Annotated in this window: 18 protein-coding genes, 1 pseudogene and 1 riboswitch; of the genes and pseudogenes, 8 read left to right on the top strand and 11 right to left on the bottom strand. The window is 72.6% G+C overall.

Annotated elements, in window-relative coordinates; all coding sequences use genetic code 11:
• Positions 1 to 39 precede the first annotated feature (39 nt).
• The 5 genes from ACFY0F_RS02865 to ACFY0F_RS02885 are packed head-to-tail and all read right to left on the bottom strand — an operon-like array spanning position 40 to position 5,512.
• Positions 40 to 867, bottom strand: coding sequence for an ECF transporter S component (locus ACFY0F_RS02865; RefSeq protein WP_388787884.1), 828 nt, complete (start codon positions 865 to 867; stop codon positions 40 to 42).
• A complete protein-coding gene (locus ACFY0F_RS02870; protein WP_388787886.1) occupies positions 864 to 2,579 on the bottom strand; it encodes an ABC transporter ATP-binding protein in 1,716 nt (571 codons plus the stop codon). Before ACFY0F_RS02870 ends, ACFY0F_RS02865 begins: the two co-directional genes overlap by 4 nt.
• Positions 2,576 to 3,649 (bottom strand): CbiQ family ECF transporter T component, encoded by a 1,074-nt coding sequence (locus ACFY0F_RS02875; RefSeq protein ID WP_388787889.1) that lies wholly within the window; start codon positions 3,647 to 3,649, stop codon positions 2,576 to 2,578. Before ACFY0F_RS02875 ends, ACFY0F_RS02870 begins: the two co-directional genes overlap by 4 nt.
• Positions 3,636 to 4,286, bottom strand: coding sequence for an SCO2322 family protein (locus ACFY0F_RS02880; protein WP_388787891.1), 651 nt, complete (start codon positions 4,284 to 4,286; stop codon positions 3,636 to 3,638). The genes ACFY0F_RS02875 and ACFY0F_RS02880 overlap by 14 nt, the downstream gene beginning before the upstream one ends.
• The gene (locus ACFY0F_RS02885; RefSeq protein WP_388787893.1) at positions 4,283 to 5,512 is read right to left on the bottom strand and encodes a prenyltransferase/squalene oxidase repeat-containing protein; all 1,230 of its coding nucleotides are present in this window, start codon (positions 5,510 to 5,512) and stop codon (positions 4,283 to 4,285) included. The genes ACFY0F_RS02880 and ACFY0F_RS02885 overlap by 4 nt, the downstream gene beginning before the upstream one ends.
• Positions 5,513 to 5,623: 111 nt before the next feature.
• A riboswitch (cobalamin riboswitch) is annotated at positions 5,624 to 5,754 on the bottom strand.
• A 62-nt stretch (positions 5,755 to 5,816) separates the two neighbouring features.
• Between ACFY0F_RS02885 and ACFY0F_RS02890 the strand changes: the two genes are divergently transcribed.
• Together ACFY0F_RS02890 and ACFY0F_RS02895 are read left to right on the top strand one after the other, a co-directional pair.
• Positions 5,817 to 6,482: a phosphotransferase gene (locus ACFY0F_RS02890; protein ID WP_388787896.1), complete on the top strand. Its 666-nt coding sequence runs from the start codon at positions 5,817 to 5,819 to the stop codon at positions 6,480 to 6,482.
• Between the two features lie 54 nt (positions 6,483 to 6,536).
• Entirely contained in the window at positions 6,537 to 7,010 is a 474-nt protein-coding gene (locus tag ACFY0F_RS02895) for a DUF6924 domain-containing protein (protein WP_388787899.1), read from the top strand.
• Between the two features lie 115 nt (positions 7,011 to 7,125).
• On the opposite strand, the gene ACFY0F_RS02900 is transcribed toward ACFY0F_RS02895, so the two are convergent.
• Positions 7,126 to 7,578, bottom strand: a complete 453-nt coding sequence (locus ACFY0F_RS02900) for a nuclear transport factor 2 family protein (RefSeq protein WP_388787901.1) — start codon at positions 7,576 to 7,578, stop codon at positions 7,126 to 7,128.
• A 41-nt stretch (positions 7,579 to 7,619) separates the two neighbouring features.
• Complete coding sequence (locus ACFY0F_RS02905) at positions 7,620 to 8,645, bottom strand: MBL fold metallo-hydrolase (protein WP_388787904.1); 1,026 nt, start codon at positions 8,643 to 8,645, stop codon at positions 7,620 to 7,622.
• Between the two features lie 536 nt (positions 8,646 to 9,181).
• On the opposite strand from ACFY0F_RS02905, the gene ACFY0F_RS02910 reads away from it, so the two are divergent.
• Both ACFY0F_RS02910 and ACFY0F_RS02915 read left to right on the top strand, forming a co-directional pair.
• The gene (locus tag ACFY0F_RS02910; RefSeq protein WP_388787906.1) at positions 9,182 to 10,639 is read left to right on the top strand and encodes an aldehyde dehydrogenase; all 1,458 of its coding nucleotides are present in this window, start codon (positions 9,182 to 9,184) and stop codon (positions 10,637 to 10,639) included.
• 6 nt (positions 10,640 to 10,645) lie between these two features.
• Positions 10,646 to 10,879, top strand: a complete 234-nt coding sequence (locus ACFY0F_RS02915; RefSeq protein ID WP_388787908.1) for a ferredoxin — start codon at positions 10,646 to 10,648, stop codon at positions 10,877 to 10,879.
• A 341-nt stretch (positions 10,880 to 11,220) separates the two neighbouring features.
• Here ACFY0F_RS02915 and ACFY0F_RS02920 read toward each other — a convergent pair whose 3' ends face one another.
• Both ACFY0F_RS02920 and ACFY0F_RS02925 read right to left on the bottom strand, forming a co-directional pair.
• Positions 11,221 to 11,580, bottom strand: a complete 360-nt coding sequence (locus ACFY0F_RS02920; RefSeq protein WP_388787910.1) for a DUF6193 family natural product biosynthesis protein — start codon at positions 11,578 to 11,580, stop codon at positions 11,221 to 11,223.
• Positions 11,573 to 12,220, bottom strand: coding sequence for a TetR family transcriptional regulator (locus ACFY0F_RS02925; RefSeq protein WP_388787912.1), 648 nt, complete (start codon positions 12,218 to 12,220; stop codon positions 11,573 to 11,575). Before ACFY0F_RS02925 ends, ACFY0F_RS02920 begins: the two co-directional genes overlap by 8 nt.
• Positions 12,221 to 12,440: 220 nt before the next feature.
• On the opposite strand from ACFY0F_RS02925, the gene ACFY0F_RS02930 reads away from it, so the two are divergent.
• From ACFY0F_RS02930 to ACFY0F_RS02945, 4 genes and pseudogenes are all read left to right on the top strand, one after another.
• Complete coding sequence (locus ACFY0F_RS02930; RefSeq protein ID WP_388787914.1) at positions 12,441 to 13,874, top strand: glycosyltransferase family 4 protein; 1,434 nt, start codon at positions 12,441 to 12,443, stop codon at positions 13,872 to 13,874.
• Positions 13,868 to 14,665, top strand: coding sequence for a class I SAM-dependent methyltransferase (locus tag ACFY0F_RS02935; protein ID WP_388787916.1), 798 nt, complete (start codon positions 13,868 to 13,870; stop codon positions 14,663 to 14,665). Before ACFY0F_RS02930 ends, ACFY0F_RS02935 begins: the two co-directional genes overlap by 7 nt.
• Positions 14,662 to 15,732 (top strand): prenyltransferase/squalene oxidase repeat-containing protein, encoded by a 1,071-nt coding sequence (locus ACFY0F_RS02940; protein WP_388787918.1) that lies wholly within the window; start codon positions 14,662 to 14,664, stop codon positions 15,730 to 15,732. Before ACFY0F_RS02935 ends, ACFY0F_RS02940 begins: the two co-directional genes overlap by 4 nt.
• 528 nt (positions 15,733 to 16,260) lie before the next feature.
• Positions 16,261 to 16,694, top strand: a pseudogene (locus ACFY0F_RS02945) (IS200/IS605 family accessory protein TnpB-related protein); the annotation flags it as partial.
• Between the two features lie 6 nt (positions 16,695 to 16,700).
• Here the strand turns inward: ACFY0F_RS02945 and ACFY0F_RS02950 are convergent.
• Complete coding sequence (locus ACFY0F_RS02950) at positions 16,701 to 16,991, bottom strand: hypothetical protein (RefSeq protein WP_388787920.1); 291 nt, start codon at positions 16,989 to 16,991, stop codon at positions 16,701 to 16,703.
• A gap of 37 nt (positions 16,992 to 17,028) precedes the next feature.
• The gene (locus tag ACFY0F_RS02955) at positions 17,029 to 18,039 is read right to left on the bottom strand and encodes an LLM class F420-dependent oxidoreductase (protein ID WP_388787923.1); all 1,011 of its coding nucleotides are present in this window, start codon (positions 18,037 to 18,039) and stop codon (positions 17,029 to 17,031) included.
• Positions 18,040 to 18,115 lie beyond the last annotated feature (76 nt).

The raw sequence follows: 18,115 nt of genomic DNA on the forward strand, positions 1-18,115 counted from the left end.
GGCGCTTCACCGCGGTCCTGACGGGCCGCGTACGAGTGGTCACGTGGCGGGTGGCTCGAAGGTGACGGCCGTCTCGAAGGCCGCCCGGCGGGTGGCCCGGCGCAGCGCCCTGAGAAGCGTCGGCCCGAGCGTCAGGGTCAGGACGACCGTGCAGACCGCCCGGCCCAGGTCCCAGCCGAGGGAGGTGGCCAGGCAGTACGCGAGGAAGCGGGCCAGGTTCGCCGGGAGCGCCGCGTGCGGGTCGAAGGCGATGCCCGAGGCCAGGGCACCCATGAAGGGCCAGCCCGCCAGGTTCATCACCGTGCCGTAGGCGAAGGCGGCCAGGAATCCGTACGCGGCCAGCAGCACCGGCTCCGCCCGGCCACGCAGCCGGTCGGGGCCGGGGAGCAGGCCCGCGCCCATCGTGAACCACCCCATGGCGAGCATCTGGAACGGCATCCACGGCCCCACCCCGCCCGTGAGTAGTGCGGACGCGAACATGGTGACCGAACCGAGCACGAACCCGAAGCCCGGGCCGAGGACACGCCCGCTGAGCACCATGAGGAAGAACATCGGCTCGATACCGGCGGTGCCCGCGCCGACCGGCCGCAGCGCCGCACCGGTCGCGGCCAGCACCCCGAGCATGGCCACCGCCTTCGGCCCGAGCCCCGACTCGGAGATCGTCGCGGCCACGACGGCGACGAGAAGCAGGAGCAGTCCCGCGAAGAGCCAGGGCGCGTCCTGCGCGTGGGCGCCGAGCTGGGAGCCGGGCGGAGCCAGGAAGGGCCAGCCGAAGGCGACGACACCGATCGCGCCGACCAGGACGAGCGCGGCCAGCGAGCGCGGGCCGAGGCGGACGGGGCGGACGGGGCGGGGCCGACGCGTCATGCGAGCGCCTCGCGGACCTGGGCGACCGTGAGCCACGACTGCGGGGCCAGGATCTTGGTGACCTGGGGTGCGAAGGACGGGGACGACACGACGATGCCGGCCGTCGGTCCGTCGGCGATCACCTCGCCGTCGGCGAGCAGCACGACCCGGTGGGCGATCTCGGCCGCCAGCTCCACGTCGTGCGTGGCCAGGACGATCGCGTGCCCGTCGGCAGCCAGGCCCCGCACCACCGTGACCAGGCGTGCCTTCGCCGCGTAGTCCAGACCCCGGGTCGGCTCGTCCAGCAGGAGCAGCGGCGGGCGCGCGGCCAGTACGACCGCCAGGGCGAGCGCCAGCCGCTGCCCCTCGGAGAGGTCCCGGGGATGCGTGTCGTCGCCGATGCCCGGCAGCAGCTCCGACACCAGCGCACGGCACGTGCCCGGCGCGGCCCCCGCGTCCCGGTCGGCCGCCGTGCACTCCGCGCCGACCGTGTCGGCGTACAGCAGGTCCCGTGGCTCCTGCGGGACCAGTCCGACCCGGCGCACCAGCTCGCGGGGCGGGGTGCGGTGCGGCACGGCGCCGCCGACCTGCACCGATCCGGCGGACGGTGCGACCAGGCCCACCAGCGCGGAGAGGAGGGTGGACTTTCCGGCGCCGTTGCGGCCCATGAGGGCGACCGTCTCGCCGGGGGCGACGGTGAGGTCCACGTGCCGGAGCGCGTCGACGCCGGCCCGGCGGACGGTCAGGGAGCGGACTTCGGCGGCCGTGGGCGGCGCGGGCTGCTCGGGGGCACGCCGGAACAGGCGGCGGGCTGCGCGCGGCGGGGGAGCGGGGGCCGTGGCGGCCGGTGCCGCGTCGGTCGGTGTTACGTCGGGTGGTGTCGTGCGGGTGGGTGCCGCGTCGGTCGGTGTGTCCCGCCCGGTGAGCCGGTCCCGCAGCCCGTCCGCCCGCCGTCGCGCGTCCCGCACCGTCAGCGGCAGCGGGCACCAGCCCGCCAGTCGGCCCAGGTCCACGACCGGCGGGTACACCGGGGACACCGCCATCATCTCGGCCGGGGTTCCCAGGAGGGGAGCGGCGCCAGGAGCGGGAAGCAGCGCGACCTTGTCGGCGTACTGGACCACGCGTTCCAGCCGGTGCTCCGCCATCAGCACCGTCGTACCGAGGTCGTGCACGAGCCGCTGGAGGACGGCGAGGACCTCCTCCGCGGCGGCCGGGTCGAGCGCCGACGTCGGCTCGTCCAGCACGAGCACCCGGGGGTGCGGGGTGAGGACCGAGCCGATGGCGACCCGCTGCCGCTGGCCGCCGGAGAGCGTGGCGATCGGCCGGTCCCGCAGGCCGGCCAGGCCCAGCAGGTCGAGGGTCTCCTCGACACGGCGCCGCATCACCTCCGGAGCGAGCCCCAACGACTCCATCCCGTAGGCGAGTTCGTCCTCCACGGTGTCCGTCACGAAGTGCGCGAGCGGGTCCTGGCCCACCGTGCCCACCACGTCGGCGAGTTCACGCGGCCGGTGGGTACGGGTGTCCCGGCCGGCGACCGTGACCCGGCCGCGCAGGGTGCCGCCGGTGAAGTGCGGGACCAGCCCGCTGACCGCCCCCAGCACGGTGGACTTGCCCACCCCCGACGGGCCGACGAGAAGCACGAGTTCGCCCTCCGGCACCTCGAAGTCCACTCCCCGCACGGCCGGTTCGGCCGCCCCGTCGTACGTCACGGAGACATCCTCGAAACGGATCACGACGACTCCTCGGGAACGACGAAGGCGGGGAGCAGAGCCAGGAGTACCGCGGCCGCGGGCCACAGCGGAAGCCCGGGTGCGGTCAGTGGTACGACACCGGGGTGCAGCGCGTCGGGGGCCCGTACGGAGGCGAGGGCCAGCAGCGCGGCGACGGCCGCGCCGGACCCGGCGACCAGCCAGGCCCGCGCGTTCCAGGCGTCCGGGCGGTAACGGGTGCGCAGGGTACGGCGGCCTCCGAGGCGCAGGCCCAGGAGGGCCAGGGCGACCGAGGCCGGCAGGACCGGCAGCCCGTACGTGCCGCCCTCGGCGGTGAGCAGGCCGTACGTGCCCGCGCAGACGCCGAGCAGACCGCCCAGGGTGAGGGCGGCGGTGGTACGGCGGATCCGGGCGGGGACGTCGGCGCTGCGGCCGTAACCGCGGGCGTCCATCGCGGCGGCGAGCGCGACGGACCGCTCCAACGCACCCTCCAGCACCGGCAGTCCGACCTGCAGCAGACCCCGGACGCCGCGGTCCGGTCGGCCGCGCAGCCGGCGGGCGGCACGCAGCCGCTGGGCGTCGGCGATCAGGTTCGGCGCGAAGGTGAGGGCGACGACCACGGCCACACCCGTCTCGTACAGCGCGCCGGGCAGGGACTTGAGGAGGCGGGCCGGGTTCGCCAGGGCGTTCGCCGCGCCGACGCAGATCAGCAGCGTGGCCAGCCGCAGGCCGTCGTACACCGCGAACAGAACTCCCTCGGCGGTGACCTCGCCACCCAGACGGATGCCCTGCGCCCAGTGCGGGAGCGGGACTTCGGGGAGGCCGACGAGTACGTGCGTGCCGGGAACGGGGGAGCCGAGCGCCACCGCGAACACCAGACGGATGACGAGGACGGCGAGAGCGAGCCTGGCGAAGGCGCCGTAGGAGCGGGCCCAGGGAGCGGTGCCGCGGTGGGTGGCCACCACATAACCGGACGCCGCCACGAGGAGCGCGAGGAGCAGGGGGTTGGTGGTGCGGGTCGCCGCCGTGCCCAGGCCCAGCGCCCAGAGCCACCAGGCACCAGCGTGCAGCGCGGGTGCGCTACGCGCGGCCACGGCGCCTGGCCCGCCATATCGCCGCCACGCCCAGCAGCACGACCACGCCCACGCCCACCGGCAGACCCACCGACGGGCCTTCCTGCGGTGTGCTCCCGGCCGGCTTCCCGGCGGATTTCCCGGCAGGCTTGCCGGCGGTCACCTGCTCCCCGCACCCCTTGCGGGGATACCCGGCGATCGCACACAGCAGCGCGTTCGCGTCGTACCGCAGCGGTCCGGCCGCGGCGGCCAGCGCGTCCGCCGTCGTCCCGTCGGCGGAGACCGCCGCGCAGACCGTCCGGCGGGCCGGCGGGGTCTGGCCGGAGGGGGCGTCGGAGGACGTGCCGAAGTCCAGGACCAGGGCGATGCGCTTCTTGCCCGGCCGGGCGGGCGACTTGCCGCAGATCGCGTCGAAGTCCGCGGTGCCGCGCGGACGCCGCGCGGAGGCGGAGTCCTCGCTCACCGCGAACCGGAAGCCCTGCACGTCGCCGTCGGCGGGACGCGCGGTCGACGGGCCCTGCGTGGCGTACGTCCAGTGGTCGCCGGTGCGCTCCCAGAAGGACCAGTAGCGGTAGCCGGTGGCCCGGGCCTGCCCCGCCGACGCCACGCACAGGAGGGCGGCCAGGAGCAGCGCCCCGGCACGGCGGACGCCGGTCACAGCCCCTGCTTCCTCTTGCGGCCGCTGAGCAGGAAGCCGATGCCGATGCCCGCGACGAGGCCGGTGCCGACGATCCACCACAGGCTGGTGCCCGAGTCGTGCTTCGCCGGCTTGGTCTCGCCACCGGTCGTCCGTGCCTTCGCCGTCTGCGGCGCCGGTCCCGTCGCGTCGAGCGCCCGCACCAGGTCCGTACCGCCGAAGTCGCGCGGGTCGGCGCCCATCGCGTGCGCGGCGAGGATCAGCTCGGCGTAGGCGGCGGGACCGGACTGCTTCGCCCACTGCGCGGCGTTCTTCTCCAACCAGGCGTAGGGCTTGCGCGCCTGCCTCGTCCAGCCCTGTGCGGCCAGGGCGACGACCGCGTCGGCGGTGTTGCCGTAGTCGGGCTGTGGCTTGGCGCCGGGGAGGCTGGAGGTGAGGTGGCCGGTGTCGTGCGTCTGGTCCGACAGGTACGCGGCGCCGTTGCGGGCTGTCTCCGGCGGGGTCAGCGGCTTGTCCGAGTTGGCGCAGACGTAGCCCTCCTCCGGCGCCTTCCCGGCCTCCGTCGCGAAGCCCTTGCCGAGCGCGCCCAGCACGCCGGCCGCCGTCGCGTCCGCGTTGGCCGACAACCTGCCCTTCTTGTCCGGCTGGTAGGCGAGGGCGCCGCCGCCGTCCTCGTCGCAGGGGATGGACCACTTGGCGAGCAGTTCGGCCGGCGTGCTGCCCCCGGTGCGCGGCTGCAGAGGGTCCTCGCCGGCCGCCGCGAGCGCGCCGACGACGACGGAGGTGGAGTTGGTGTCGCTGGGCGAGCCCGGCGCGTAGGGCCAGCCGCCGTCCTTGTTCTGCGTCTTCTTCAGCCAGACGACGGCCCTTTGGACCTCGCCGCCGTGCCCGCCGAGCGCGTGCAGGGCCTGGACGGCGGCGGCCGTGCTGTTGGTGTCGGCCTGAGCCTTGGTCGCCTCGCACGACTTGGCGGGATCCGGACGGTAGGTGGCGAAGCCTCCGTCGGCGCACTGCTGCCCGACCAGCCAGTCGACGGCCTCGGCGGCGGGCCGGACGCCGACCGTGCGCTGGGCGAGCAGCGCGAGGGACTGCCGCCACACGCCGTCGTACTTGGGGTCCGTGCTGCCGTACAGCCCCTTCGGGCGCGCACTCGACGGGGAGGGCGACGGCGACGCGGCCGTGGCGGGCGCGGCTGCGGCCATGACACCGACGGCGGCGATGGCCGCGGCGCTGCGGCGGACGTTCATGGGCGGTTGCTGCCTCTCCCTGGGGAGCGCGGGCAGCACGGGACACCCCGGGCGGCTCGGCTCCGTAGACCTCGACGGTGCCGTGCGCGCGGCGGGCCGCCGACGCACGTGAGTTGGTCAACGTCCGTACGGGGGAGTCCGGCTCACCGCCGACGGCGGCTCACGGTTGCGGGTCAGCGCCGGAATTGCACCGGCTTCCCCCCGTACGGGTGTGATGACGACCGGGTCACTCTACCTGGCGGTGGGCGAGGCCCGAGAGGAGCCTGTGGGCCGGGGAGGCCGGCACGGTCGGTAAGGTCGCGCCATGCTGTCAACGGGGAGACTGCTGGGTTCGGGCCGGTCGGCCGATGTGTACGAGATCGACGAGGCGTGGGTGCTGCGCCGCGACCGGGAGGGCTGGGGCGACGCGGCCGCCGAGGCGGGGGTGATGACGTACGTGCGCGAGCACGGCTACCCGGTGCCCCGCGTCCGGCCGTCCGGCTCCCGCACCGACCTGGTGATGGAGCGGCTGTCCGGGCCCACGATGCTGGCCGCCCTCCTGGACGGCTCGCTGGGCGCGGCGGAGGCCGGGACCGAACTCGCCGCGCTGCTGCGGCGGCTGCACGCCGTTCCCGGCCGGGACGCGGCCGACCCGGGCACCCGCGTCCTGCACCTGGACCTGCACCCCGACAACGTGATGCTCACCCCGGACGGCCCCCGGGTGATCGACTGGACCAACGCCGAGGACGGCCCGCCCGGCCTCGACTGGGGCATGTCCGCGGTGATCCTCGCCCAGGTCGCCGTCGGCGACGAATTGCTCGCCGAGCCGGCCCGCGCCATGCTGGCCGCGCTGCTCGCCGACCCGTCCGGGCTCACCGAGCCGGGCCTGACGGAGGCGCGGCGACGCCGCGCGGCCAACCCGACCATGAGCGCGCGTGAGGTGGAACTCCTGGGGGACGCTGAGGAGTTGGTGCGAGCGTTCGGCCGTTGACGCCCCCGGATGCCGCTCGGCTGTTCACCCGTCGCGCACTGAGGAGAAGGGCGTATGAGAGCGTTGCCCGCCGTCACCGGCCGTGACGAGTTCGACGCCCTGGTCGTCAGGACCGACTACCACGACGACCAGGCCTGGCGGGACGTGACGGCGGCGCTGACACGACCCTCGGGAGACAGGCCCCCCGAGGCAAGCGTCCACCTCGTGGACGATCCGGCCTGGGCAGGTGCGACCGTTGACGAGGTGCTGGACGCGGTCCGCGCCGACGAGAACCTGCCCGTGGTCTTCGTCGCTGACGGGACGACCATGCGGGCCGAGACCCAGGCGTTGCTGGCGGTCACCACGCTGACGCCGGAGGAGTGCGTGGACGAGGAGGACTACGAGCAACTGACCGAGTTCGGCCGTGAGTTCCGCACCGTTCCCGCAGGGGTCCACGACGTCCATGCCAACCTGAGCATCGGCAATCTGGGCTTCGAGGAGTACGCCGCATGGGCCAACGATGATCCCGAGGGGATCTACCGGGCCTGAACAGGGCTCAGGAACGACGGGTCCGGAGCCTGGTCATGCGCGCCCCGCGCATGACGCGGTGGCGGATGCGGACGCGGACACCGGTGCCGCCAGGGTCTCGGACCAGGCGGCCGGTTCAGCCGACCGCCCGGGGCGTCGGACCCCCGAAGGACAGCACGAGGACCCGGCGCTCCAGCAGCCACTCGCCCCCGACCCTGCGGAAGGTGTCCTCGTAGTTGCCGACCTGGACCGGAGGCCCGGCCGGGACGATGCCGCCGGTGTGCCCGTCGACCCGGTACGTCGAGAAGTACGAGACGCCGGTCGCGGTGTCCGGGGAGGTGACGGTGACGAGGACGTTCGACATCAGCCGGCGGGAGAGCCGGTCGGCGGGCCGTGAGCCGAAGTACTCCCGCAGCGCCTGACGGCCCACGGACCGCCGCCCGTCCCCGGGCGGGGGCCACTCCCAGCTGCCGTCCTCGGTGAACAGCTCGGCGACGGAAGCGGGTTCACCGAGGTCGAGACGGTGGACGAAGGTGTGGATGACGCGCTCGCAGGCGCGCTCGGCGAGGAGGATCTCCAAAGGGCCCATGGGCCTGTCTACCATCAGCGCCCTCGACCGGACGACCGAAATCAGACCGCCACGTACGCCACCGGCTCACTCCCCGCCACAGCCTCCGCCCGTCCCTGCTTCACCAGCCGCCGCAGGTGGGCCTCCGCCTCGGAGACCGCGATGTTCCTCGATCCGTACGGGATCTGGTCCCAAGGACGGTTCCACTCCATGCGCTCGGCCACCTGCCAGGGCGTGAGCGGCTCGGCGAGGAGGGTGAGCAGTCCGGCGAGCCGCTCCTCGTGGTGCGCGAGCAACTGCCGTACGCGGGAGGGCGCGTCGGGGAAGGCGTACTGATGGGCGGGGAGAACCTCGGCCGGGGCGAGCTCGCCGACCCGCTCCAGCGAGGCCAGGTAGTCGCCCAGCGGGTCCGTGACGGTGGCGTCGTCGGGGTCCTCGTACAGACCGATGTGCGGGGTGATCTCCGGGAGCAGATGGTCCCCGGAGAAGAGCCGGCCGCGGCCGGGGAGCCGGGCCGGGTGGTCCTCTTCCAGGTGCAGGCAGACGTGGCCCGGCGTGTGGCCCGGCGTCCACAGGGCGCGCAGGCGGCGGCCGGGTAGGTCGAGGAGCTCACCGGGCACGATCTCCCGGTCGGGAAGGGCGGGGGAGAGACCCGGCAGGGTCCGGCGGTGGGCGGTCCGAAGCGGGGCCACGTGCTCTTCCGGTGCTCCGGCGGCCGTGAGCTTGGCGGCCATGTACGTGTACCAGCGCTCGGGGCGGGTCCCCCGCGTACGGCGGACGATCGCCGCGTCGGCCTCGTGCATCGCGACCCACGCGCCGGAGACCTCCCGCACCTGTCCCGACAGTCCGTGGTGGTCGGGGTGGTGGTGGGTGATGACGACCCCGTACACCTCCGCGACCGGGACGCCCAGCGCCGCCAGGCCCGCCACCAGGGTGTCCCAGGACGCCGGGTCGTCCCATCCGGTGTCGATCAGCACCGGGCCGCGGTCGGTGCCGACCGCATACACCAGCGTGTGGCCGAGGGGGTTGTCCGGAATCGGCACCGCTATCGACCACACACCGCCGCCGTGCTCGAACGTCTTCGTCATCCGCCCTCCGCCCACCACACCGCCCACGGCCACCGCCCACTATAACTAGAACTGGTTTCAGCGAGTGCTCAAGTCGACTGACTCTGGTGGACTTTGGGCTGGCTTACGCTGATCTTCGTGCTACGGGGGCAGCTACCTCTTGCAGTGCTGACAGGCTGTGAGTCCCTGTTGCCTGGCCTGCTCCTCGGGCATCGACTCCTGGCCCAAGTAGGTTTCCCGCTTGCCGTTCAACGATGGGCAGTTGGTGTCAGTGTGGTACTTGGTTCTGTTGTCGCCGATGCGTACGTGGACAGTGCTCATGAGACCTCTCGAGTCGATTCCTGACGCCGTGTGAGCCGGGACTGCCGGGAAGCGGCACATCTTGCCGTACCGCCGCCCCTGGGCGGAAGCGCGACCACACCTTCCGAACCCGCCCCTGATCGCCGGGAAACCCCTGGTCAGGGGCATTCTCGTCTTCTTCCGTGGACTAGTTTGACCAGAACTGATATCAGTTTCTGAAACAGCGTCAGATACGGTGCGGCGGGAGGCAGTCGGCCATGACCGAGCTCGTGGAACACGGACAGCTGTTCATCGGCGGGGAGTTGACCGATCCCCTCGGCAAGGACGTCATCGAGGTCGTCTCCCCGCACACCGAGGAGGTCATCGGGCGTGTGCCGCACGCCTCGCGTGCGGACGTGGACCGGGCCGTCGCCGTGGCGCGCCGGGCGTTCGACGAGGGGCCCTGGCCGCGGGCGACGCTCCAGGAGCGGATCGAGGTCGTCACCCGTATCAAGGACGCGATCGCCGCCCGGCACGAGGAGATCGCCCGGGTGATCTCCTCCGAGAACGGCTCCCCGTACTCGTGGAGCGTCCTCGCCCAGGCGCTCGGCGCGATGATGGTGTGGGACGCGGCGATCAGGGTCGCGCGGGACTTCACGTACGAGGAGACCCGCGACGGGGTGCTCGGGAAGATCCTGGTGCGCCGCGAGCCGGTCGGGGTCGTCGCGGCCGTCGTCCCCTGGAACGTCCCGCAGTTCGTCGCCGCCGCCAAGCTCGCGCCCGCCCTGCTCACCGGCTGCACGGTGGTGCTCAAGCCGTCGCCCGAGTCGCCCCTGGACGCCTACATCCTCGGCGAGATCGCCAAGGAGGCCGGGCTGCCGGACGGTGTGCTGTCCATTCTCCCGGCCGACCGTGAGGTCAGCGAGTACCTGGTCGGGCACCCCGGGATCGACAAGGTCTCCTTCACGGGCTCGGTCGCCGCCGGCAAGCGGGTGATGGAGGTCGCCGCGCGCAACCTGACCCGGGTGACGCTGGAGCTGGGCGGCAAGTCGGCGGCGGTCGTCCTGCCCGACGCGGACATCGCGACGGCGGTGCCCGGGATCGTCTCGGCGGCCTGGATGAACAACGGCCAGGCCTGTGTCGCGCAGACCCGCATCCTCGTACCCCGCTCCCGCTACGACGAGTTCGCCGACGCCTTCGCGCAGGCGGCGAGCGCGCTCGCGGTCGGCGACCCGCTGGACCCGGCGACGCAGGTGGGCCCGCTGGTGGCCGAACGCCAGCAGCGCAGGAACCTCGACTACATCCGCATCGGCCAGGAGGAGGGCGCCAAGATCCTCACCGGTGGCGGGCGGCCGGCAGGCCTGGAGCGCGGCTGGTACGTCGAGCCCACCCTCTTCGGCGATGTCGACAACTCCATGCGCATCGCGCGCGAGGAGATCTTCGGCCCGGTGATCTGCCTCCTGCCGTACGGCGACGAGCCCGAGGCACTGAAGATCGCCAACGACTCGGACTACGGGCTCAGCGGCAGCGTGTGGACCGGCGACGTGGAGCACGGCATCGAGGTGGCCCGACAGGTCCGTACCGGCACCTACTCGGTCAACACCTTCAGCCTCGACATGCTCGGCCCGTTCGGCGGCTACAAGAACTCCGGTCTGGGGCGGGAGTTCGGCCCCGAGGGGTACGGCGAGTTCCTGGAACACAAGATGATCCACCTGCCGGCCGGCTGGGAGGCGTAGGACACCATGGGCGACCGCTGGCACATCGAGGTCGACCGGTCCGTCTGCATCGGCTCCGCCCAGTGCGTCCACCACGCCCCCGGCGGCTTCCGCCTCGACACCGCCCGCCAGTCCCACCCCGCCGAGGCGGACACCGACGCGAACGAGAAGGTACTGGCGGCGGCGGAGAACTGCCCCGTGGAGGCCATCGCGATCACCCTCGTGGGCAGCGGGGAGGCGGTGTACCCGCCGGAGGAGTAGGGGGCTGGCGGTGGCGACAGGAGTGCGGTGTCCGCACGGGCGCCCAGGGCGACACCTCTCACCGTATTGCCCTAAAAAATCATCCTTCAGGGGGTTTCATTCTGCTTGGGGCGTTTTATCCTGAAAGCAGCCTACGGGGCGAGTGAGGGAGCTCGACCGGAGTAGCCGACTTTGGCGCGACGTCGATCAGCGGTCGACATCCGCCGGGGCCGACAGCGACGGTCGGCTGAGAGGCCGAACGGCAGCAGTCGAGCCGGGAAGCGACCCCCAGTACCTGCCGGGTAATGCCGGAAGGGAACCCGTCTCGTAGGTTTCCGCTGTGCGTTCACATGCCCGTGCGGTCAGGTGCGTCCCGGCGATCGCACGTCCGGGGGCAGATGGGTCACCACCAGCGCCACCGCCTCTTCAGGGGTCGCGGTCTCACCGAGGTGGCCGTGGTCGATCGTGTGCACCTGGTGCGGCGGCCCGGAGCAGATGACGTAGGGCATGTCCCTGTCCTCTTCGCCCTCGAACGGCGGTCCATCGCGCAGCAGCTTCAGCGTGCCGTGGGTGGGAAAGGGGTAGAGGCCGCGCAGGCGCGGCTCTGCGTGCGCGGCGGCCACGACCGCGAACCACTCGTCGTCCAAGTACTGGCCCCGGGTGCCCGGCCGCCGCTCCAGCAGCCACTGCCACGCGGTCTCCGCGTCCGGGGCCTCAGCCATGCGAGGACACGCCCCCCTGCGCCGGATCCGTGAGGTCGATCAGGCGGCACACCGTCTCGATGTCGATCTTCACCTGGGCGATGGAGGCGCGGCCCGACAGCCAGGTGATCAGGGCCGAGTGCCAGGTGTGCTCGATCACGCGGACGGCGGAGAGCTGCTCGGGGGTGGGGTTCTCCAGGCCCATCGCGTCCAGGATGATCGCGGTGGTCTGCCGGGACACCTGGTCGACCTCGGGCGAGACGCTGCGGTCGGCGAAGGTGAGCGCACGGACCATGGCGTCGGCCAGGTGCGGCTCCCGCTGGAGGGCGCGGAAGGCCCGCATCAGGGTCTCCGCCACCCGTTCGGCCGCCGTGTCGCCCGCCGGGGGCTTCTTCCGCAGCGTGCCGTGCATGTGATCCAGCTGGTCCTGCATCGTGGCGACCAGCAGATGCACCTTGGACGGGAAGTAGCGGTACAGCGTGCCGAGCGCCACCTGGGAGGACTCGGCGACCTCCCGCATCTGCACCGCGTCGAAACCGCCCCGGCTGGCCAGTTGCGCGCTGGCGCGCAGTATCCGGCGGCGCCGGGCCTCCTGCCGCTCCGTCAGGGGGGCGGAGGCGGGGTGCGCGGTACTGGATTCCACCTTGGCGTGCGCAGGCATCGGTCCCGTTCCGTGACAGTCGGTGAGGCGGCCGGTGAGGGCGAGTGATCACCTAGCATGGCAGGGGCCCGGCCGTGGCGCGAATCACCTGATCCACTGCTCACAGCGCCCCTACCTGCCGGTAGATTCGGAGCCTCTTGAACGATCAAGTCTGAAACTTGTTCTAGATTAGCGTCCCGGCGTAGTCTCGCGGGACCGTGCAGGAAGAAGGGGGCTCAGAGTGACCGCTGAGGCCAGGGAGGCGGGTGTCCGGCAGGACTCCGCAGCCGACGGCGAGCGACCGCTCCACATAGGGCTCCTCACCTATAAAGGGAACCCGTTCTGCGGCGGCCAGGGCGTCTACGTACGGCACCTCTCCCGCGAGCTGGCCCGCCTCGGCCACCGGGTGGAGGTCATCGGCTCCCAGCCGTACCCCGTGCTCGACGACGGGTACCAGGGCCTGACCCTGACGGAACTGCCGAGCCTCGACCTGTACCGCCAGCCCGACCCCTTCCGCACCCCGAAGCGCGACGAGTACCGGGACTGGATCGACGCCCTCGAGGTCGCCACCATGTGGACCGGCGGATTCCCCGAGCCCCTCACCTTCTCGCTGCGCGCCCGCCGCCATCTGCGCGCCCGGCGCGGGCAGTTCGACGTCGTGCACGACAACCAGACCCTCGGCTACGGCCTGCTGGGCGACATCGGCGCCCCCCTGGTCACCACCATCCACCACCCCATCACGGTGGACCGCCAGTTGGAGCTGGACGCCGCCGAAGGCCGGCGGCGCCGCTACTCGGTCCGCCGCTGGTACGCCTTCACCCGGATGCAGAAGCGGGTCGCCCGCCGGCTGCCCTCCGTCCTCACCGTCTCCGGCACCTCCCGCCAGGAGATCGTCGACCACCTCGGCGTCCGCGACGACCGCATCCACGTCGTCCACATCGGCGCCGACACCGACCTCTTCTCGCCGAATCCGGCGGTGCCCGTCGTGCGGGGCCGGATCGTCACCACCTCCAGCGCCGACGTGCCACTCAAGGGTCTGGTCTTCCTCGTCGAGGCGCTCGCCAAGGTACGCACCGAGCACCCCGACGCCCACCTCGTCGTCGTCGGCAAGCGCGCCGAGGACGGACCCGTCGCCCAGGCCATCGAACGCTACGGCCTCGAAGGCGCCGTCGAGTTCGTGAAGGGCATCAGCGACGCCGAACTGGTCGACCTCGTCCGCTCCGCCGAGGTCGCCTGCGTGCCGTCGCTGTACGAGGGCTTCTCCCTGCCGGCCGCCGAGGCCATGGCCACCGGCACCCCGCTGGTCGCCACCACCGGCGGCGCGATCCCCGAGGTCGCCGGCCGCGACGGGGAGACCTGCCTGGCGGTGCCGCCCGGCGACGCGGGGGCGCTGGCCGCCGGGCTGGGCCGGCTGCTGGGCGACGCGGAACTGCGGGCGCGGCTGGGCGCGGCCGGGCGCGAACGGGTGCTGCGGCACTTCACCTGGGCGCGGGCCGCCGAAGGCACGGTGGCCCGCTACCGGGAGGCCATCGCCCGCTCCGGCGGCCCGGGCAGCGGTCCCGTGCGCCCACCGGCCGCACAGACGGCCGCAGAGACCGCCGCAGGGACGGCCGCCGACACAGCCGCACTCGATGAACCACCCGCCTCCGACCGCGAAAGCAGGGCCACGTGCTGACCGTCGACTTCTCCCGGTTCCCGCTCGCCCCGGGCGACCGAGTCCTGGACCTCGGCTGCGGGGCGGGCCGGCACGCCTTCGAGTGCTACCGGCGCGGCGCCCAGGTCGTGGCCCTCGACCAGAACGCCGAGGAGATCCGCGAGGTCGCCAAGTGGTTCGCGGCGATGAAGGAGGCGGGCGAGGCCCCGGCCGGCGCCACCGCCACGGCGATGGAGGGGGACGCCCTCGCGCTGCCCTTCCCGGACGAGTCCTTCGACGTCGTCATCATCTCCGAGGTGATGGAACACATCCCCGACGACAAGGGCGTACTCGCCGAGATGGTACGGGTGCTCAAGCCCGGTGGCCGCATCGCGATCACCGTGCCGCGCTACGGCCCCGAGAAGGTCTGCTGGACGCTGTCCGACGCCTACCACGAGGTCGAGGGCGGCCACATACGCATCTACAAGGCGGACGAACTGCTGGCGAAGATCCGCGAGGCCGGCCTGAAGCCCTACGGCACGCACCACGCGCACGCCCTGCACTCGCCGTACTGGTGGCTGAAGTGCGCGTTCGGCGTCGACAACGACAAGGCGCTGCCCGTGCGGGCGTACCACCAGCTGCTGGTCTGGGACATCATGAAGAAACCGCTGGCCACCCGGATCGCCGAGCAGGCCCTCAACCCGCTGATCGGCAAGAGCTTCGTGGCCTACGCGACCAAGCCGCACCTGCCCCGGCTCTCCGAGACCTCCGAGACCTCCGAGACCTCCAAGACCTCCAAGACCTCCAAGACCTCCGAGGCGGCCGCCAAGTGACGACCCCCCGGACAGAACACCTGGTCCTGCCCGGGGTCCTCACCGCCGAGCAGGCTGCCGAGACGGTACGCGGCATCCTCGCCGTGCAGCGGGAGGACGGCGCGATCCCGTGGTTCCGGGGGCACCACCTCGACCCCTGGGACCACACCGAGGCGGCCATGGCCCTCGACGCGGCCGGCGAACACGAGGCCGCCGAGCGGGCGTACACCTGGCTGGCCCGGCACCAGAACGAGGACGGCTCCTGGTACGCGGCCTACGCGGACGGGGCGCACGACGACGTCACGGACCGCGCCCGCGAGACGAACTTCGTCGCCTACATAGCCGTCGGCGTCTGGCACCACTACCTCTCCACCGGCGACGACACGTTCCTGGACCGCATGTGGCCCTGCGTGTACGCGGCGATGGAATGGGTGCTGCGCTGCCAGCAGCCCGGCGGGCAGATCGGCTGGCGGCGTGACGACGACGGCACCGGCACGACGGACGCGCTGCTGACCGGCAGCTCCTCCATCCACCACGCCCTGCGCTGCGCCCTCGCCATCGCAGAGCAGCGTGAAGAGCCTCAGCCCGACTGGGAGTTGGCGGTCGGCGCGCTGCGCCACGCGATCCGCCGCCACCCGGAGCGGTTCCTGAACAAGGACCGCTACTCGATGGACTGGTACTACCCGGTGCTCGGCGGCGCCCTCACCGGCGCGGAGGCCAAGGAGCGCATCGAGGCCGACTGGGACCGCTTCGTCGTCCCCGGCCTCGGTGTCCGCTGCGTCGTCCCCAACGCCTGGGTGACGGGCGGGGAGTCCGCCGAACTAGCCCTGGCCCTGTGGGCGACGGGCGAGTCCGACCGCGCCCTGGACGTCCTGCAGTCGATCCAGCACCTGCGCGACACGGAGACCGGCCTCTACTGGACGGGCTACGTCTTCGACGACGACGCCGTCTGGCCCCGGGAGCTGACCAGCTGGACGGCAGGCTCCCTGCTCCTCGCGGTAGCCGCCCTCGGCGGCCACGAGGCGACCTGCGCGGTGTTCGGCGGAGAGTTTCTGCCGTGGGGCCTGGATCCGGACTGCTGCGGCTAGCCGTCCGGCGGTTCGCACGGGGAAACGGGGCCAGGGGGTGTCTTGTGGATCAGGCCGGTTGAGACCGACGGCGCCTTCCAGCCGACCCGAGCGGGGGCGATGGGGGTGCCCCCGCGCGAGTCTGTTCGAGCGTGGGGGAGCGTGCAGCTGCAAGGCGGAGGAGGGAGTCGACGCGGAGCGTCGGGGACCGACGACAACGCCGGTGGGGGCCCCTCCCGCTCGAGCGAAGTCGAGAGTGGGGGAGTGCGTGCCAGACCCCGCGACCCCGGCGTGATCCACAAGACACCCCCTAGGGCCCCGGCCCGCGTTGCCGGCGTGCCTGCGCCGACCTGCCGTGTGCCCGCTCGGCTACGGCACGGTGCTGTGCCTTCAGGGCCCCGGACCTCCGGACTCCCGGGCGTTCGACCGGAGTGCCCGGGGGTCCAGGGGCGTGTGCCCGGCGGTGACCCGGAGGGGTTGCGAACTGCTGCCCCGTGACAGTGCTTGGGCGCGTTCTGGTGCGCATGAGTGAGCGTCTGGGACGGATCAGCCGCCGAACTCGGCATCCCCCTGGTCGCCGTCGACCCCGCCTACACCAGCCGCTGGGGCGCCCAGCACTGGCAGAAGCCCCTGACCACCACAACCAGGAAGACCACACGCCACGAGGCTGCCGCCGTGGCGATCGGAAGGCGCGCCCTGGGACACCCGATCCGGCTGGGGGCACCTCCCAGGCCCTTAAGGCACTGGGGGAGGACGGCACCGCCCCCTGCTCACCGGAGCGATGAGCAGGGGCGTCGGACCGTCCAGGCCGGACCAGGGGTCCCGGGGCGTGAGGGAACCCGCCCCGCACCCCAGGACCACGGACACGATCCATGTGTGCCGGACGCGGAGCGAAAGCGGGCGATCAGCGTGCCCACAACCGTTCGGGACACGCGACTGAGCACGAGTCCTGGCACCAGGACTCACTCCCACTCAGTCTCTAGGAACGGTCAGTGACGGTGCATGCGGTTGGCGACCGCGTGGCCGACGAAGAGGTAGACCACGGCAGCCAGACCGTAGCCGGCGACGACACGGGCCCAGGCCGCGTCGAAGGTGAACAGGTCGCGCGACCAGCCGGCCAGCCAGTTGGCCGCGTCGTGGATGAACTGGACCAGGTCATTGGCCCGGTTCGCGTCCAGCAGGTACATCAGGATCCACAGTCCGAGGATCACGGCCATGATGTCCGCGACCACCGCGACGACTGTCCCAGCGGAGTTGGAGCCACTGCGATATCGAGACATACTCTCCGTCTGGCCCCGCAAGCCCGATTGAAACCGCCTAGGAGTTCAACTCCGCGAGCACCCGGAGCGACCGCGGATCCGGTGACACCGCCAGCAGGTCGGTCACCGGACCCTTGCGCCACAACTCCAGGCGTTCGGCGATGCGTTCGCGCGGGCCGACCAGGGAGATCTCGTCGGCGAAGGCGTCCGGGACCGCTCGGACGGCCTCCTCGCGGCGCCCGGAGAGGAACAGGTGCTGGATGCGGCGGGCCTCGTCCTCGTACCCCATGCGCGCCATCAGGTCGGCGTGGAAGTTGCGGGCCGCGTGGCCCATGCCGCCGATGTAGAAGCCGAGCATGATCTTGACCGGGAGCAGGCCCTCGGCCACGTCGTCGCAGACCCGCACCTGGGCCATGGGGGCGACGAGGAAGCCCTCCGGGAGACCGGTCAGTGCGGGTCCGTGGACCTCGGGGCGGGTCGGCGCCCAGTACAGCGGGAGCCAGCCGTCCGCGATGCGGGTCGTCTGGGCGACGTTCTTCGGGCCCTCCGCGCCGAGCAGGACGGGGAGGTCCGGGCGCAGGGGGTGGGTGATGGGCTTGAGGGGTTTGCCGAGCCCCGTCGCGTCCGGGCCCCGGTAGGGATGGGCGTGGAAGCGTCCGGCCAGCTCGACCGGCGCCTCACGGCGCAGCACCTGCCGGACGACGTCCACGTACTCCCGGGTCGCGGTCAGCGGTGACTTCGGGAACGGCCTTCCGTACCAGCCCTCGACGACCTGCGGCCCGGACAGTCCGAGGCCCAGCATCACCCGCCCGCCGGAGAGGTGGTCGAGCGTCAACGCGTGCATCGCGGTCGTGGTCGGCGGGCGTGCCGCCATCTGGGCGACCGCCGTGCCCAGCATGATCCTCGAGGTCCGCGCGGCGATCCAGGTCAGCGGCGTGAAGACGTCCGAGCCCCAGGACTCCGCCGTCCACACGGAGTGGTACCCGAGCCGTTCGGCCTCCTGAGCCAGCGACAGGTGGCCGGAGTTCGGGCCGCGTCCCCAGTAGCCGAGTGCCAGACCGAGCCGCATCGCCACCTCCTGACGCCACGTCAGATACGCGGGTGACTGTACGGCAACGGCCCCCCGCCCGGAAGAGCGAGGGGCC

This window comes from Streptomyces sp. NPDC001544, assembly GCF_042894285.1.
Lineage (GTDB): Bacteria > Actinomycetota > Actinomycetes > Streptomycetales > Streptomycetaceae > Streptomyces.